13 protein-coding genes and 1 pseudogene are annotated in these 15,936 nt (G+C 64.4%); 8 read left to right on the top strand and 6 right to left on the bottom strand.

Going from position 1 to position 15,936, the window contains the following annotated elements; translation table 11 throughout:
- Nucleotides 1–2 precede the first annotated feature (2 nt).
- Both aceF and CTR55_RS12225 read left to right on the top strand, forming a co-directional pair.
- Nucleotides 3–1,637 carry a dihydrolipoyllysine-residue acetyltransferase gene (gene aceF, locus CTR55_RS12230; RefSeq protein WP_296286391.1) on the top strand — a complete coding sequence of 545 codons (1,635 nt, stop codon included), beginning with the start codon at nt 3–5 and terminating at the stop codon, nt 1,635–1,637.
- A gap of 394 nt (nt 1,638–2,031) precedes the next feature.
- Complete coding sequence (locus CTR55_RS12225) at nt 2,032–5,379, top strand: autotransporter domain-containing protein (RefSeq protein WP_296286390.1); 3,348 nt, start codon at nt 2,032–2,034, stop codon at nt 5,377–5,379.
- A 72-nt stretch (nt 5,380–5,451) separates the two neighbouring features.
- Here the strand turns inward: CTR55_RS12225 and CTR55_RS12220 are convergent, their stop codons facing one another.
- The 4 genes from CTR55_RS12220 to CTR55_RS12205 are packed head-to-tail and all read right to left on the bottom strand — an operon-like array spanning nt 5,452 to nt 7,503.
- Nucleotides 5,452–6,315, bottom strand: coding sequence for an MBL fold metallo-hydrolase (locus tag CTR55_RS12220; protein ID WP_296286387.1), 864 nt, complete (start codon nt 6,313–6,315; stop codon nt 5,452–5,454).
- Nucleotides 6,312–6,746, bottom strand: coding sequence for a DUF6691 family protein (locus CTR55_RS12215; RefSeq protein WP_296286385.1), 435 nt, complete (start codon nt 6,744–6,746; stop codon nt 6,312–6,314). Before CTR55_RS12215 ends, CTR55_RS12220 begins: the two co-directional genes overlap by 4 nt.
- Complete coding sequence (locus CTR55_RS12210) at nt 6,743–7,177, bottom strand: YeeE/YedE thiosulfate transporter family protein (protein WP_296286383.1); 435 nt, start codon at nt 7,175–7,177, stop codon at nt 6,743–6,745. The genes CTR55_RS12215 and CTR55_RS12210 overlap by 4 nt, the downstream gene beginning before the upstream one ends.
- Nucleotides 7,174–7,503 carry a metalloregulator ArsR/SmtB family transcription factor gene (locus CTR55_RS12205; protein ID WP_296286380.1) on the bottom strand — a complete coding sequence of 110 codons (330 nt, stop codon included), beginning with the start codon at nt 7,501–7,503 and terminating at the stop codon, nt 7,174–7,176. The genes CTR55_RS12210 and CTR55_RS12205 overlap by 4 nt, the downstream gene beginning before the upstream one ends.
- A gap of 384 nt (nt 7,504–7,887) precedes the next feature.
- On the opposite strand from CTR55_RS12205, the pseudogene CTR55_RS12200 reads away from it, so the two are divergent.
- Both CTR55_RS12200 and CTR55_RS12195 read left to right on the top strand, forming a co-directional pair.
- A pseudogene (locus CTR55_RS12200) lies at nt 7,888–9,372 on the top strand (RimK family protein); the annotation flags it as partial.
- Nucleotides 9,373–9,393: 21 nt separating this feature from the next.
- The gene (locus CTR55_RS12195) at nt 9,394–9,537 is read left to right on the top strand and encodes a hypothetical protein (RefSeq protein WP_296286378.1); all 144 of its coding nucleotides are present in this window, start codon (nt 9,394–9,396) and stop codon (nt 9,535–9,537) included.
- Here CTR55_RS12195 and CTR55_RS12190 read toward each other — a convergent pair.
- Both CTR55_RS12190 and CTR55_RS12185 read right to left on the bottom strand, forming a co-directional pair.
- The gene (locus tag CTR55_RS12190) at nt 9,516–10,619 is read right to left on the bottom strand and encodes an exo-alpha-sialidase (RefSeq protein WP_296286377.1); all 1,104 of its coding nucleotides are present in this window, start codon (nt 10,617–10,619) and stop codon (nt 9,516–9,518) included. The two genes, CTR55_RS12195 and CTR55_RS12190, sit on opposite strands and share 22 nt — an antisense overlap.
- A gap of 28 nt (nt 10,620–10,647) precedes the next feature.
- A complete protein-coding gene (locus tag CTR55_RS12185) occupies nt 10,648–10,917 on the bottom strand; it encodes a MoaD/ThiS family protein (RefSeq protein WP_296286376.1) in 270 nt (89 codons plus the stop codon).
- A 232-nt stretch (nt 10,918–11,149) separates the two neighbouring features.
- Here CTR55_RS12185 and CTR55_RS12180 point away from each other — a divergent pair, with 232 nt between their 5' ends.
- The 4 genes from CTR55_RS12180 to CTR55_RS12165 all read left to right on the top strand — a co-directional run bounded on the left by CTR55_RS12180 (nt 11,150) and on the right by CTR55_RS12165 (nt 15,837).
- Nucleotides 11,150–11,338 carry a hypothetical protein gene (locus CTR55_RS12180; RefSeq protein WP_138521641.1) on the top strand — a complete coding sequence of 63 codons (189 nt, stop codon included), beginning with the start codon at nt 11,150–11,152 and terminating at the stop codon, nt 11,336–11,338.
- A gap of 173 nt (nt 11,339–11,511) precedes the next feature.
- Complete coding sequence (locus CTR55_RS12175) at nt 11,512–12,876, top strand: glutamine synthetase family protein (protein ID WP_296286374.1); 1,365 nt, start codon at nt 11,512–11,514, stop codon at nt 12,874–12,876.
- Nucleotides 12,877–13,103: 227 nt separating this feature from the next.
- Complete coding sequence (locus CTR55_RS12170; protein ID WP_296286373.1) at nt 13,104–14,417, top strand: FAD-binding oxidoreductase; 1,314 nt, start codon at nt 13,104–13,106, stop codon at nt 14,415–14,417.
- Nucleotides 14,418–14,913: 496 nt separating this feature from the next.
- Nucleotides 14,914–15,837 carry a LysR substrate-binding domain-containing protein gene (locus CTR55_RS12165; RefSeq protein WP_296286372.1) on the top strand — a complete coding sequence of 308 codons (924 nt, stop codon included), beginning with the start codon at nt 14,914–14,916 and terminating at the stop codon, nt 15,835–15,837.
- Nucleotides 15,838–15,936 lie beyond the last annotated feature (99 nt).

Here is a 15,936-nt window from a genome sequence, read left to right as displayed (position 1 = left end):
CCGTGAGTGAGACCATCCGCGTACCCGACATCGGCAACGGCCAGGGCGAAGTCATCGAACTGCTGGTCAAGGTCGGCGACCGCATCGAGGCCGACCAGAGCCTGCTGACCCTGGAATCGGACAAGGCCAGCATGGAGATTCCCGCGCCGAAAGCCGGGGTGGTGAAGGCCATCAAGGTGAAGGTCGGCGACACCCTCAAGGAGGGCGATGACATCCTCGAACTGGAGGCCGAGGGCGGCGCTGAACAAGCCGCGACTGAGGCAAGGGCCGAGGAGCCAACCGCCGAAGCACCCACGCCAACCCCTGCGCCGCCGCCAGCCGCTGCGGCACCTGGCGGCGGTGGCGTGGACGGTGGCGGCATCGAGATCATCAAGGTGCCGGACATCGGCAACGGCCAGGGCGAGATCATCGAGCTGATGGTCAAGGTGGGCGAGCGCATCGAAGCCGATCAGAGCCTGCTGACGCTGGAGTCCGACAAGGCCAGCATGGAAATCCCCGCGCCGAAAGCCGGGGTGGTAAAGGCGATCAAGGTGAAGATCGGCGACACCCTCAAGGAAGGCGACGAGATACTCGAACTGGAAGTCGCGGGTGGTGCGCCGGCGCCGGCAGCCGCTGCCGCCGAACAGCCCGCCGCTGCACCGCCGGTGAAAGCCGAGCCAGCTCCTACTGAGCAGGCCAGGGCGCCGGAAGTGACTCCGGTGGGCGCCCCCAGTCGCGATGGCACCAAGGTTCACGCCGGGCCCGCCGTACGCATGGTCGCCCGCGAGTTCGGTGTCGACCTGGCGCAAGTCACCGGCACCGGGCCCAAGGGCCGCATCCTCAAGGAAGACGTGCAACTGTTCGTCAAGGAGCAACTACAGCGCGGCAAGTCCGGCGCGTCGGCAGGCGCAACCGGCGGCGCGGGCATCCCGCCGGTGCCGGAAATCGACTTCAGCAAGTTCGGCGAAGTGGAAGAAGTGGCAATGACCCGGCTGATGCAGGTCGGCGCCGCCAACCTGCATCGCAGTTGGCTGAATGTCCCTCACGTCACCCAGTTCGAGTCCGCCGACATCACCGAGGTGGAGGCCTTCCGCATCGCGCAGAAGGCAGCGGCGGAAAAGGCCGGGACCAAGCTGACCATCCTGCCGATCCTGCTCAAGGCGTGCGCTCATCTGCTGCGCGAACTGCCGGACTTCAACAGCTCGCTGGCCCCCAGCGGCAAGGCGCTGATCCGCAAGCAGTACGTGAACATCGGCTTCGCCGTGGACACGCCGGACGGCCTGCTGGTGCCGGTGATTCGCGACGTGGACAAGAAAGGGCTGCTGCAGCTTGCCCTCGAAGCGGCCGAGTTGGCGGAAAAGGCGCGCACCAAGAAGCTTTCTGCCGACGCCATGCAGGGCGCCTGCTTCACCATTTCCAGCCTCGGCCATATCGGCGGTACCGGCTTCACGCCGATCGTCAACGCACCGGAAGTGGCAATCCTCGGGGTGAGCAAGGCAGCCATCCAGCCGGTATGGGACGGCAAGGCCTTCCAGCCTCGGCTGATGTTGCCGTTGTCGTTGTCCTATGACCACCGGGTGATCAATGGCGCGGCGGCGGCGCGGTTTACCAAGCGACTTGGGGAAGTGCTGGGGGATATTCGTAGTTTGCTGTTGTAGACCACTCCGCGAACTACAAAACAGCCCCGCTTGCGCGGGGCTTTTTCACTTTCCGGAAGATCAAGATAAGCAATGAAACACCTTGCCGAATAAGCCGCTAAAACACCCTAACGTCGAGAAACTTATTCACACTCCTGTCACCTTCCGCACCATCGTTTCTACTTCACACTTAATTATTCGCTGAAGTGGGCAATACCACTTTGGGCCTTCGGAAAATACCGACGTACCATAAGCTACGACACCGATACTTCCACTACCAGACTTCCCTCAAGGTTAAAAGGAACGCGTCTGGAATGCTGGTTATAGCGATGCTCTGTCGTCACTTCCCGCACACCTTGCGCGCCAGATTCCGCATTGCGGAATGTCCCTGGAGCATTGAAGCGAGAAGTTCAACATGAAAAGAAAACGCACTTTCCTGCCCAACAAGATCACCTTTGCCCTGTCACTGGCTACCGCATTGCCCGGCCTCTCGGCAGAAGCCATGGAAACTCGAACGATCAATAACCCACAGGGTGCCCCGGTATTCCAAGTGAGGTACTTCGATGTGGGCGATGGTCCGTTCATGCAGGATGACCCGGTGCCTATGTCCTCGACCTGGAACCTGAATTCACTTCAGAAGGACAAGATCGCCAGCGCCATTAACTACTGGGCCACCGTGATCACTCCGGCTGCCGGACAGCCGCTGGCAATCGTTAACGTAGGAACATCGGACACCAAGAACAATGCATCGGGCACTAGCGACATGGTCAGTGGGGAAACGGAACCCAGCTTGACTCAAGCGCAGGCGGTACTGACTGGCCAACCCGTTGGTGAGCTGACGTTCGGCTCGCACGCACAATTCGAGTTGGGCCGGATGGACTTCGACACGCTCCCCTTCGTCCCCTCGCAACTGCCACGTACGGACAAAACGGATGTCACCGCCATCGCCTTGCACGAACTCGCCCACGGCCTGGGAATCATCAACTCCACCGAGCAGAGTAGAGAGGACAAGACCAAGCCGGCCTTCGGTGATCGGCTCGACAGTTGGGCCCAGCATCTGCGGGATGACAACGGCAATCCAGCGCAGGCAAAGAAAGAGATTCTCTGTTCGCTCTGCACCAATGAATACGACCCGACATCGTTCGATGTCCGCAAGGATCAGGGCTACTTCACCGGAGAAAATGTGAACGAAGTGCTCGCCGGGGCCATGCCGGGTGTGCCGGTAAGAATGTTGGGTGTGCTGACCGACGGCACCAGCGTACTGGACCCCGACTACATGAGCCACATCGAGCTGAAAAACAGCCTGATGAGCCACCAGAGCTACCGCAACTACATGACCTTCATGGAGGCCGAGTTGGCGGTCCTTCAGGACCTCGGCTACCAGATCGACCGGCGCAATATGTTCGGCTATTCGGTGTACGGCGACGGCCAGACGCTCTACAACCAGCACGGTTACTACCAGCGCAATGCCGAGGGCACTGATTATCTGGTGGGCGCCTATAGCACCACCACGCTCGGTCTGGGCCTGCATGTCTACGGCAGTCACAACCGGATCTTCCAGCAGGCCGACCTGCTCACCCGTGGTGATGGCGCTGCCGGGGTACGCATCGATGGCGAAGGCAACACCCTCATCGTTGAGCCCGGCACCCGCATCCATGCCGATGGCCTGAATGGCCGGGGCCTGCTGTTCGCGTACGGCAAGGATCACAACCTGATCCAGCGTGGCGATGTCGAGGCGCTGGGTGAGCTGGGTGTCGCCGCCGAATTCAATTTCGGCAATAACTTACTGCGCAATAGTAAGGAGTATCGCGGGTCCTTTATCCGTACCACCGACGACGAGCCAGCCGATCCACTGCCCGAACTCCAGGGCGCCTTGGTCAATACCGTCGACATCAGCGGCCGCCTGGCCGGCAGCGCGGCAGCCATCTCCATCTCCGACAACGCCTTGGTCAAGCAGATTAACGTGCTCTCCGGTGCGCAAATCGAGGGCAATATCCTCTCGGCTTACAACCAGAAGGACGAAGCCGGCCAACAGCGCCTGACCCAGCTCAGCTTCGGCCGCCTCAATGATGGCCAGGGTGTGGCGCTGGACCAGACCGACCCGAACTTCCGCATGCGCTACGACGGCAATATCCAGGGCATCAACAACCTGGCGCTGAACCTGCGCGGCGGCGAAACCTCCCTCGGCGGCCAGCACCAGCTCTACAGCGTCGACGTGAGCGAAGGCGCGACCCTGGCCGGCACGGGTACCTACCAGATAAATGGCAACGGCGCCTTCATCAACCGCGGCACCGTGGCACCGGGTAACTCCTTCGGCACCCTCACGGTCGACGGCAACTACCAGCAGACCGATTCCGGCCAGTTGCTGGCGGAAGTCAACGACAAGGGCCAGCACGACACCCTCAAGGTCAACGGCAACGCCGCACTTGGTGGCCGCCTGACCGTCGCACCGCTGCGCGGCTGGTACTCGCCGCAATGGACGATCAACTCCAATCAGTTGCTCTCCGCCACTTCTACTACCGGTGCGTTTACCGAGATGAACGCTGCGCCGATCTCGCCAACCCTGTCCCTGCTGGCCACCCCGCAAGGTGATGGCAACCAGTTACTGAGTTTCGCCCGTACCACTGACGCCTACAGCCAGTACGCCACCAGCCAGAACGGCCGCTCCGTCGGTGAAGGCCTGAGCCAAAGCGCCACCGCCAACGCCAACGCCAGCGCCAGCGCTGACCGCCAGCAGCTCTACACCACCCTGGACTTCTCCGCCGCTGACGGCAGCACCATCGCCAAGGCACTCGACCAGCTCTCCCCGTCCGCCTACAGCGCCATGATGGCCAGCTCCCTGCAACGCGAGCAGCAGGTCGCCGACGCCATCAGCGCCCGCGAACCGGGCAAGCTGCGTGACGATGAGTGGCAAGCCTTCATCCAGCCCTTCGGCGGCAATACCCGGCAGAACAGCGACAACCACACCGTCGGCTACACCACCAACAGCTATGGCGTGATCTTTGGTGCGGAAAAAGCTGCCAGCAGCGACGGCAACCTGGTCATCGGCCTGCACGGCGCGGCCAGCAAGCAGAACCTCAGCCTGAAGGACCCGCAGAACGGTGACGGCGACACGTCCGCCCTCGAACTCGGCGTACACGCCCGCTACGCGCAGGACCCCATGGCCGGCAGCTACATGCTCGGCAGCGCCCGCGTCGGCTACGAAAGCGGCGAGCTGAAACGCAAGCTGAGCTTCGACGACTATTCCGCGCAGAACAAAGCCGACTGGACCGGCAAGAGTGCGTCCGTGGTCGGTGGCGGCGGTTATCGCTTCAAGCTGAACGAAAACGTCAGCATGGGCCCGCTCGCCACCCTGACCTACACCAGCCTGTGGCGCGACGGCACCCACGAGAAAGGCGCCGATGGCTCAGCGTTGAAGCTCAAATCGCAACAGTTCGATTCGCTGCGCTCCAGCGTCGGCCTGAACAGCGCGATGAAGTTCCCGCTGGCCGGCGGCCGTGCGATCAAGGCTGAAGGCCAGATCACCTGGGACCACGAGCTGCTGAACACCGACCTGATCCAGGACGCGACCTTCGCCAACTACCAGGGCAACAGCTTCCGCAGCAAGAACACCGTGATGGACCGTGACTCCATGGGCCTGCGCGGCAACGTGCGCTACTCGCTGAGCGAGAACGTCGATATCGGTGCAGGGGTTTCCAGCAACCTGTTCCGTACCGGCTACAACTCGGTGGCGGGCAACCTGTCGCTGGACTGGCGCTTCTGATCCACCCTCCCCGCGCATGCGCGGGGAGTTCTGAACTTCCTCAGTGCTTGCCGCCCTTCGTGGGCGGCTTTTTTACATCCGGTCCAGCGGAATCCGCAGATAACGTACGCCGTTGCTCTCGGCCTCCGGCAACTCGCCGCCGCGCATGTTCACCTGGATCGACGGCCAGATCAGCGCTGGGGCATGGAGTGTCGCGTCGCGTTCGTTGCGCATGGCAACGAAGGCCTCCTCCGTTATCCCTTCATGCACATGAACATTGGTTGCACGCTCGCTTGCCACGGTCGTTTCGTACTGATGCTCGGCGCGCCCGGCCGTCAGGTAGTCATGGCACATGAACAGCCTTGTCTCGCCCGGCAGCGCGAATAGCCGCTGGATCGAGCGATACAGCTGGCGCGCATCGCCACCGGGAAAGTCACAGCGGGCAGTGCCGTAGTCAGGCATGAACAGCGTGTCGCCGACAAAAGCGGCATCGCCAATGAGATAGGTCATGCAGGCCGGCGTATGGCCCGGCGTATGCAGTGCCTGGGCCGGCAGCTCGCCGATGCTGAAGCGCTCACCGTCTTCGAACAGATGGTCGAACTGACTGCCGTCGCAGGGGAAGCCGTCCCCTAGATTGAGCAGGCCGGCGAAAGTGCGCTGCACCTGGGCAATGCTCGCGCCGATGGCCAGCCGGCCACCCAGCTCGCGCTTGAGCCAGGCGGCGGCAGACAGGTGATCGGCATGCAGATGAGTCTCCAGCAGCCACTCCACGGTCAGTGCCTGCTCGCGCACGTAGTCGAGGATGCGCCGGGCGCCGGCATTGCCAACCCGGCCAGCGGCGGCATCGTAGTCCAGCACCGGGTCGATGATGGCGCAGCGCCCGGTACTGTGATCCGCCACCACGTAGCTGTAGGTGGACGTGGCCGGATCGAAGAAGTGCTGGATAGTGGCGCTCATACGGGTTTCCTCTTTGTCTCGCGTTGCCATTCGTAACCGGCGTGCAATCCCATTCCCGCCAGCATGGCCAGGCAGAACAGCGCCCCCTGCCAGTAGCCGGCGGCGAAGGTCACCAATGCAGGACCCGGACAGATACCGGCGATGCCCCAGCCAACGCCGAACAACAGGCTACCGCCGACCAGCCGGGCGTCCAGGTCGCGACGCTGCGGCAGTTGCATCAGGCCGCCCAGCAGCGAGCGATCCTGCCGCCGCGCCCAGGTGAAGAACGGCAGCGCCACGGCGATGGCCGCCAGCATCACCAGCGCCAGTGACGGGTCCCAATGCCCGGCAAGATCGAGGAAGCCCAGCACCTTGGCCGGGTTAGCCATGCCGGCGAGCAGCAGGCCGAAGCCGAAGAGTAGCCTGGCCAGCAATGCGACGATCTTGCTCATGCTCCACCTCCCAGCAGATGACGCACGACGAAGACGGTGAGGAAGCCGGTGCCCATGAAGCACAGCGTCGCCACCAGCGAGCGGCCGGACAGCCGTGACAAGCCGCAGACGCCATGCCCGCTGGTGCAGCCGGAACCGAAACGGCTGCCAACGCCGACCAGCACGCCAGCCACCAGCAAAGTCATCCAGCCGGCCTCGAAGCGAATCTCCGGCAATGGGCGCAGCACCGCCCACAACAGCGGGGCGGCCAGTATTCCGAGCAGGAAGAACAGCCCTTCGCCCTTCCAGCCAGTGCTCTTGAACAGTCCGCCAAGCAGGCCGCTGATGCCGGCGACGCGGCCATCGAGCACGGCGTAGAGCCCGGCCGAAAGCCCGATCAGCGCGCCCCCGGCAAGGGCGCTCCAAGGCGTGAATTGGCTCCAGTCAATCATTTGGCCTCCTCCGCGCAGAACAGTCGGTACAAGGTCTCGATCACCGCCAGCGCCTGCTGGCTGGCGATGCGGTAATAGACCTGCTTGCCGTCGCGGCGGGTCTCCACCAGTTCCTCGCGACGCAGTACGGCCAGCTGTTGCGACAGGGTGGGCTGGGAAATGCCGGTGCGGGCTTCCAGTTCGCCGACATTCAACTCGCCCTGGGCCAACTGGCAGAGCAGCATCAGGCGATCGGCGTTGGCCAGGGCCTTGAGCAACTGGCTGGCGGATTCAGCGGATTGGTGCAAACGCAGGGCGTCGGCGGGGTCGAGCGTGGTGGCGGTCATGGCAATGATCTACAAATAAACAATCTATACTTTTATAGATTGTTTTCGATGCAATGACCAGCCCCTTCTCGTTCGCTCAGATCAGCGGCTTCTCGTAACGCCAGTCTGCGCAGCCATCCTCGTCGAAAGTGCTTTCCTCCAACGCCACAAGACGCGGTAAATCGGTGCGCGTGGCAAGGCGGTATAACAGCGATATGGGTTCCCGTAAAACTTTCGTCATGAACCGGGACATTTCAGGAAGTTGCTGCTTAATAGACACACGGCAACTTTCAGACAGGCCCTTCAACCATGTCTTCGCTACAGACCAACGCCCATGAAAAGTTCAACGAAAGTTCCCTCCAGCTAGTCGACGAGGCCGCTCCGGAGCCGCCATCCGCCCGTTTCAGCAGGGTTCTGATCATCGTCGAGCGCAAGGAAGACTGGGCTTCTTATATTCCCAGCGAGGACATGCTGACCGCGCGGGAATATCTGGAAGACTCCCGCCAGTTCGAAGCGGGAAAGCGCTTCCAGGTCATCAACCTGTGTCGCAACTATAAATATCTCGGCCACGGTTATTATTGTTCGCTGCTCGCTGAAGCACGCGGCCACAAGGTAATTCCGTCGGTGCGCACTATCAGCGAACTGGCGAAGAAATCCCTCTACGGTCTGGCGCTGGATGGCCTGGAAAAGACCCTGGAAAAAGCCCTCGACCAGCATCCCTGTGCCAGCACCGACGGCTTCACTCTGCGCCTGTACTTCGGCCGTACTGACCTGGAGCCGCTGCAACCCATCGCACGCCAGTTGTTCGAGGCCTTCCCCTGCCCGATCCTGCTGGTGGACTTCCGCCGCACCGACGCCTGGCACATCGCCGGCGTGCGCCCCGGCGCCCTGCACAAGCTGCGGGAAAACCAGGAAGACCAGTTCGCCGACGCACTCGACCGATTCAGCCGGCGCGTCTGGCGCCAGCCCAACTCACGACGCCTGGCGCGCTACGACCTGGCCATCCTGCACAACCCGGCGGAGAGCCTGCCGCCGTCCAATGCCCGCGCGCTGGAAAACTTCGTCCGGGTCGGCCGGCAGTTGGGCATCGACGTCGAACTGATCGAGAAGAAGGACTACTCGCGCCTGGCCGAGTACGACGCGCTGCTGATCCGCGAGACCACCCGCGTCGACGACCACACCTACCGCTTCGCCAAGAAAGCCGAGCGCGAGGGGCTGATCGTGATGGACGACCCGGCCTCGATCCTGCGTTGCACCAACAAGGTCTATCTCACCGACCTGCTGCGCAGCCAGGGCCTGGGCATGCCGGACACGGAAATCCTCTACAAGGACACCCCCCAGGAACTGGAGCGCGTCGGTGCGCGACTGGGCTTCCCCCTGGTGCTGAAGATCCCCGACGGCTGCTTCTCCCGTGGCGTCTACAGGGTCGAGGACGCCCAGCAATTGCGCAGCGTCAGCGCCGAACTGTTCGAGCACTCGGTACTGCTGCTCGCCCAGGAGTACCTCTATACCGAGTACGACTGGCGCATCGGCATCCTCAACCGCAAGCCGGTGTTCGCCTGCCAGTACTTCATGTCGCGCGGGCACTGGCAGATCGTCGAGCACAAGGCCGACGGCGAGGCGATCGGCGAATGCCGCACGCTGCCGGTGGAAAGCGCGCCGCCCGCCGTGGTGGAGCTGGCGCTGAAGACCGCCAGCCTGATCGGCGACGGCCTGTATGGCGTGGACCTCAAGCAGGTCGACGGCGAAGTGGTGGTGATCGAGGTGAACGACAACCCCAACCTCGACGCCGGCATCGAAGACGCCTGCCTCAAGGACGACCTCTACCGCCAGGTGCTGGAGGAGTTCATCCGCCGCTTGGAACTCAAGCGGCGCGGCCTGGCGCTGTGATCCCCGCCTCAAGGAGAACCCATGGAAGCCACGCACATCGGCCTGAGCATCCTGATCGCCATCGTCGTGTTCGGCACCGCGATCAACTATTTCGACCACCGCATGAAGCCGCGCGAAGTACGCGAGCAGGCCAGGCGCAAGGCTCAGCCGAAGCGCACGCAGTAGATCGGCGGCAGGTTCATCGACAGGCACTGCCAGTGGTCGCCGCCGTTCTCCGACAGCCACAGCCCGCCGGTGGTGGAGCCCATCGCCAGGCACACGCCGTCGTCATCCACCGCCAGGCCGTGGCGATACACCAAGTCGAAGGCCGCCCCCTGCGGCAGGCCGCTGTCGAGCACCTCGAAGCTGGCGCCGCCGTCACGGGTACGGGTGACGACGAAGCGCGCGTCCACCGGAATCCGGCAGACGTCCTTCACGGCGGGGACGAACCAGGCGGTGTCCGGCTGGGTCGGGTGGACGGCGACGGCGAAGCCGAAACTCGACGGTTTGACCTGCACGTCGCTCCAGCGCGCGCCGCCGTCGGTGGAGGTGAAGATGCCGTTGTGGTGCTGCACCCACAGGCGCTGCGGCTGCGCGGGGCATTGCACCAGGCGGTGCGGGTCCTGGATGGCGCCCTCCTCGCGCAGCTCCGGCGGCATGTAGTCGGCATACATGCCGCTGGTGGTGAGGCGCCAATCGGCGCCGCCATCGTCGCTCTGCCACACGCCGCCGCAGGACACGGCGACGGTCAGGTGCTGGCTGTCGCGCGGGTCGACGCTGACCGAGTGGATGCCCGGCCAGTCGTAGCCGCCGCCCATCCAGCGCGAGCGCTCGGGGCGATCCCAGAGCGGGCGATTGAGCTCCCAGCTATCGCCTGCATCGTCACTGCGGAACAGGCCGCCGGGAATGGTCCCGGCCCACAGCACGCCGGGCTCGGCGGCGCTGCCGGTCTCCAGGCACCAGATCTGTTGCAGGACCCAGGGCGCGGGTGGAGCTTCGCCCTCTTTGGGCTCGGGCAGCGGATCGGGTTGCGGCGGATAGGTCGGCACGGCCACCTCCTGCCAGTCCTCACCTGCGCGCTGACGCCACAGCTTGCAGCCAAAGTGGCCGAGGTTGAGTGCGGCGTAGAGGGTTTCATCGCGCGGGTCGGCGAGCACCGTGCTCAGCGGTTCGCCAATGAAATCCCGGCAGATTTCCTGCCAGCCCTCCGCACCACGCTGGAAGGTGAACAGCCCTTTGCGGGTCGCCACCAGCAGTCGATCGTCCATTTTGCTCTCCTGAAATTCCGCCTGGTCCTCAACCGCCACTCAGCGCCTGCACCACGTAGACCTCACTGTCCGCTGCCAGCGCATCGCTGAGGCGGGCACGGTCACGCAGGCGCAGGCCGTCGATGAAGATCGTCAGGTGCCGGCGCAGCCCGCCCTGGTCATCCAGCAGGTAGCCGCGCAGTTTCGGCGCCTCGGCGAACACCGCCTCCAGCGCGCCGGCCAGCGTATCCGCCGGCAACTCGCGCTCGGCTAGCGGAACGTGGCGCTGGATCGATGGGGCGAAGGCAATACGACACATGGGCAAACCCGCAACGGCGGCTGATGGCACCAGTCTAGGGCAGGCAGGGCGTGGGTTCCGGTTGCTTCGACGGACTGCGCGATGACGGCCGCAAAGGCTCTGGGGCGGCATTCATGGCGATGCGAGACGTGCATTCGGTTTCGATTTTGTAAAACTGAACGTCTTGAAAATCACATTTAACAAACGCATACGCCGTGCGAGTCTGCGGGAATCGTCAGCCAAATCCTTCGACATGCATCTGCTCGTTTCGCCCGCACCGCTGGAACCCGTCGCCGCCCGCAAGGCCGGCAGCGCCGTCCGCCTGCCGCGCAAACATGCCCGCTGGCTCGAACTGCAACCGCTGACCCTGCCTCTGGAACTGGCCTTCTGGGCGCTCTGGCATTGCCGCCACGCGCGCCCACCGGATAGCACCTCTCGCTGACCGGGCACCCCGCCCGACTTCGCCCGACGGAACTACGTTTACTCAAGGCCCCCGCGCCTTTGGAACAAGACGTAGCCCGTTGCATCGCTTGCCTGCCTTCAACCCCGTGCCCTTGGGCGCGGCCCTGGCCTGCAGGTCGTCAGCGCATCCGCGTGGATGCTAACGAGAGCCCCATGAATTTCGCCTCCGTGCAAGAAGCCCAGTATTTCCTGGCCCAGAACCCCGATATCGAGATGGTCGAGCTGTTCATCCTCGACGCCAACGGCGTGCCGCGCGGCAAGCTGCTGCACCGCGAGGAACTGCTCGCCGTGTACCAGTCGGGCCGGCCGCTGCCCAGCACCATCCTCGGCCTCACCCTGCACGGCGAGGATGTAGAGGATTCCGGGCTGGTCTGGGAGGTGGGCGATATCGACTGCCGCGCCTACCCGCTGGCCGGCAGCCTGGTGCGCCTGCCCTGGCGGCAGATTCCCACGGCAGCGGTGCAGGTCAGCATGCATCCCGAACAGGGCAAGCCGGCGGACATCGCCGACCCGCGCCATGTGCTGATCCACGTGATCGACGGCCTCAAGGCTGCCGGCTACCACCCGGTGATGGCCTGCGAGCTGGAGTTCTACCTGCTGGACGCCAAGCGCGATGCCAACGGCCGCCCGCAACCGGCGCTGGACGCCGACGGCGGCCGTCCGCGTGCAACCCAGGTCTACGGCCTGCGCGAGCTGGAGCAGATCGAACCGTTCCTCGCCGACCTCTATGCCGCTTGCAAGGCCCAGGGCATTCCGGCGCGCACCGCCATCTCCGAGTACGCGCCGGGCCAGGTGGAAATCACCCTGGAGCACGGCGACGCACTGGTCGCCATGGACCAGGCCGTGCGCTACAAGCGCCTGGTGAAAGGCGTGGCGCACAAGCACGGCATGCAGGCTTGCTTCATGGCCAAGCCGTTCGACGACCTGGCCGGCACCGGCATGCACATGCACGTTTCCCTGGCGGACGCCGAGGGCAACAACCTGTTCGCCAGCGAAGACCCGGCAGGCACCCCGCTGCTGCGCCAGTCCGTGGGCGGCATGCTGAAAAGCCTGCTCGACTCGCTGCTGCTGTTCTGCCCCAATGCCAACTCCTACCGCCGCTTCCAGGCCAACAGCTACGCGCCGCTGGCGCCGACCTGGGGCTGCGACAACCGCACCGTGAGCCTGCGCGTGCCCGGCGGTCCGGCCAACACCCGGCATGTGGAGCACCGCATCTGCGGCGCCGATGCCAACCCTTATCTGGCCGCCGCGGCCATCCTCGCCGGTATTCATCGCGGCATCCGAGAAGAAATCGACCCGGGTGCGCCGGTGGAAGGCAACGGCTACGCCCAGGCCAAGGAACTGCTGCCCACCGACTGGCTCACCTCGCTGCGCGCGCTGGAGCGCTCCAGTTGGGCGCGGGATGCGCTGGGCCACGAATTCCTCGGCGTCTATCTCAAGGTGAAGCAGGCCGAGTACCGCCAGTTCATGGGCGAAGTCGGCGAGCAGGACTGGCGCTGGTATCTGACGCAGGCGTGAGGGCGCTCTGTTGAGTCGTGGACTCAGGAGCCCCTCACCCCAGCCCAGGCTGCGCGCCCCGCTCAGAGGGAGAGGGCGCCGAATGTGCCGAGATGAGCTTTTCGCTCACTGAGGCACCCGGCGACAACCAGACATCAAGGCTTGCTCCGATCAGTCCCCTCTCCCTCTGGGAGAGGGTTAGGGTGAGGGAAGCAGGCGAAACGAACGAACAAGAAAGGAACACCGCAATGAACGCCGCTGTTAACCCCGCCACGCCAGCCCCCGAGCGCGCGAAGTCGTACTACTCCGCGAGCCTCAACGAAGAGACCGGCTACCCCACGCTGCAAGGCGAGGTGAACGTTGACATCGCCATCATCGGCGGCGGCTTCACCGGCGTCGCCACTGCCGTGGAGCTGGCCGAGCGCGGCTACAAGGTCGCCATCGTCGAGACCAACAAGGTCGGCTGGGGCGCCAGCGGGCGCAATGGCGGGCAGGTCACCGGCAGCCTCTCGGGCGACTCCGCCATGGAGAAGCAGATGCGCCAGTGGCTGGGCGACGACGTTGACGATTTCATCTGGCACCTGCGCTGGCGCGGCCACGAGATCATCAAGAACCGCGTGGAAAAGTACGGCATCCCCTGCGACCTGAAATTCGGCCACCTGCATGCGGCGATGAAGCCTGTGCACATGGACGAACTCAAGGCTGCCTACGACGAGGCCCAGCGCCGTGGCATGGGCGACCAGGTCAGCCTGCTCGATGGCGCCGGCGTGCGCGCCCATCTGGAAAGCGACCTGTACTGCGGAGCGGTGAAGAACACCCGCAACATGCACCTGCACCCGCTCAACCTGTGCATCGGCGAAGCCAAGGCCGCCGCCAGCCTGGGCGCGCTGATCTTCGAGCACTCCGAAGTGCTGGACATCATCCACGGCCCGCGCCCGGCGGTGGTGACATCGGGCGGACGGATCAACGCATCCCAGGTGATGTTGGCCGGCGACGTCTACCACAAGCTGGAGCGCAAGCAGCTCAAGGGCATGATCTTCCCGGCCATGGGCGGCATCGTCACCACCAAGCCGCTGGGCGAACTGGCCAAGCGCATCAACCCGCAGGACCTGGCGGTCTACGACTGCCGCTTCGTGCTCGACTACTACCGCATGACCGGCGACGGCCGCCTGCTGTTCGGCGGCGGCGCCAACTACTCCGGCCGCGACTCGCGCGACATCGCCGGCGAGCTGCGCCCGTGCATCGAGCGCACCTTCCCGGCGCTCAAGGGCGTGGACATCGAGTTCCAGTGGAGCTGCGCCATGGGCATCGTGATGAACCGTATCCCGCAGCTGGGCAAGCTGTCGGAGAACGTCTGGTACTGCCAGGGCTACTCCGGCCATGGCGTGGCGACCACCCACATCATGGGCGAGATCATGGCCACGGCGATGAGCGGCGACCTGGAGCAGTTCGACACCTTCGCCCAGTGCAAGCACGTCCGTGTGCCAATGGGCGACGTGTTCGGCAACCCGATGCTGGCGGCGGGGATGTGGTACTACCAGATGATGGAGAAGCTGCGCTGATTTGCTGAAAAGCGTTCGCGAGCAAGCTCGCTCCTACGAAGGGCGCTGAGACCAACCTGTAGGACCGAGGGGGACGCCTAGTCCTTGCTCGCGAACCAAGCCCTGCCGGCCTACCCGGCAAACGCCTACGTTGGATGGGTCGGGCGGCGTTCCGCGAGCTTGCGATACCCATGCTGCCGGCGCCCGGTCATCGATGGGTATCGCTGCGCTCCACACCATCCTACGTTCGTGCTCCGCCGTGATTTAGATGCAGAACGTAGGGCGCATAACCCGGAACGGGTTATCCGCCGATACCTCAACGGCGGATAACGCTGACGCGTTATGCGCCCTACGTACTGTAGGAGCGAGCTTGCTCGCGAACCCGGCCGCGCCGTTGCCCTCGTTCGCAAGCAAGCTCGCTCCTGCCAAGGTCCGCCCTCTCCGCCCGTACCCGCAGCCACTCGACACCACCGCTGCGCTCAGGGATAAAGGCTCCACTTCGAAATGGGAGTGAGCCATGCGTTTCCCCTCGATGACCGCCCTGCGCGTGCTGGACGCCGTCGCCCGCCTGGGCAGCCTGTCCGGCGCGGCCAGCGAGCTGAGCCTCACCCGCAGCGCCGTCAGCCATCAGTTGCACAGCCTGGAAGACTGCCTGGGCATCCCGCTCACCGAGCGGGTCGGCCGCGGCATTGCGCTGACCTACCACGGCGAGTGCTTCGCCCGCGAGACCCAGCGCGCCCTGGCGATCCTCAACGAGGCGCGGCGCTTCGCCAACGCCGAGGAAGTCTCCGGCCGCCTGTGCGTGAGCTGCACGCCAGGCTTCGCCACCTACTGGCTGTGCCACCAGATCGGCAAGTTCCAGCGCGCCCACCCGCAGGTGGAGCTGAACCTGGTTTCGCCACGGGTGCCCGACGACGTCAGCGACCGCGACGTCGACCTGTTCGTCGCCTACGGCGTGGGCGACTGGACCGACCTGCACGTGGACCTGATCGCCACCCTGGATACCTTCCCCGTGTGCAGCCCCTCGCTGATCAACTCGGTGGGCGGCCTGGACTCGCCGGAAGACCTCGCCAGCCTGCCCTTCCTGCACATGGTCGATCACTCCGACTGGCTACTGTGGACCGCCGCCGCCGGGGTGAAGAACCTCAACGTGCGCAACGGCATCGTCTTCTCCGACGCGCATCTGGTGCAGTCGGCGGCCATTGCCGGGCAGGGCGTGGCCATGGGCGATGCGCTGGTCAGCGGCGACGCCATGGCCAAGGGGCAACTGGTGCGGTTGTTCAACGTCGCCATCGAGCCACCCAATCGCTACTACTTCGTCACCGATCCGGCCAAGTCCGAACGACCCGACGTGCGGGCCTTCAAAACCTGGATGAAGGCCGAGTTGCGCATGTCCGAGCAGTTCCGCCAGAACAAGCGGACCGCCGTAATTGGTGAATGATTTCGAACAATGAGGGCGAAAAAACGCGATTGAAGCGGAGAGAGATTTAACAATACTGCATTAAAAAAAGGCCGCTGATTTTTACCCAGATCCTCACCC

Source organism: Pseudomonas sp., from assembly GCF_002796985.1.
Lineage (GTDB): Bacteria > Pseudomonadota > Gammaproteobacteria > Pseudomonadales > Pseudomonadaceae > Pseudomonas.
The sequence above is the reverse complement of the archived record's forward strand: the minus strand, read 5'-3'. Positions and strand labels throughout refer to the sequence as shown.

Excerpts from the sequence above, each read along its gene's own strand:
- CTR55_RS12225 (WP_296286390.1), top strand. The coding sequence starts at position 2,032 with ATGAAAAGAAAACGCACTTTCCTGCCCAACAAGATCACCTTTGCCCTG.
- CTR55_RS12220 (WP_296286387.1), bottom strand. The coding sequence starts at position 6,315 with ATGAGCGCCACTATCCAGCACTTCTTCGATCCGGCCACGTCCACCTAC.
- CTR55_RS12215 (WP_296286385.1), bottom strand. The coding sequence starts at position 6,746 with ATGAGCAAGATCGTCGCATTGCTGGCCAGGCTACTCTTCGGCTTCGGC.
- CTR55_RS12210 (WP_296286383.1), bottom strand. The coding sequence starts at position 7,177 with ATGATTGACTGGAGCCAATTCACGCCTTGGAGCGCCCTTGCCGGGGGC.
- CTR55_RS12205 (WP_296286380.1), bottom strand. The coding sequence starts at position 7,503 with ATGACCGCCACCACGCTCGACCCCGCCGACGCCCTGCGTTTGCACCAA.
- CTR55_RS12195 (WP_296286378.1), top strand. The coding sequence starts at position 9,394 with ATGGAAGCCACGCACATCGGCCTGAGCATCCTGATCGCCATCGTCGTG.
- CTR55_RS12190 (WP_296286377.1), bottom strand. The coding sequence starts at position 10,619 with ATGGACGATCGACTGCTGGTGGCGACCCGCAAAGGGCTGTTCACCTTC.
- CTR55_RS12185 (WP_296286376.1), bottom strand. The coding sequence starts at position 10,917 with ATGTGTCGTATTGCCTTCGCCCCATCGATCCAGCGCCACGTTCCGCTA.
- CTR55_RS12180 (WP_138521641.1), top strand. The coding sequence starts at position 11,150 with ATGCATCTGCTCGTTTCGCCCGCACCGCTGGAACCCGTCGCCGCCCGC.
- CTR55_RS12175 (WP_296286374.1), top strand. The coding sequence starts at position 11,512 with ATGAATTTCGCCTCCGTGCAAGAAGCCCAGTATTTCCTGGCCCAGAAC.
- CTR55_RS12170 (WP_296286373.1), top strand. The coding sequence starts at position 13,104 with ATGAACGCCGCTGTTAACCCCGCCACGCCAGCCCCCGAGCGCGCGAAG.
- CTR55_RS12165 (WP_296286372.1), top strand. The coding sequence starts at position 14,914 with ATGCGTTTCCCCTCGATGACCGCCCTGCGCGTGCTGGACGCCGTCGCC.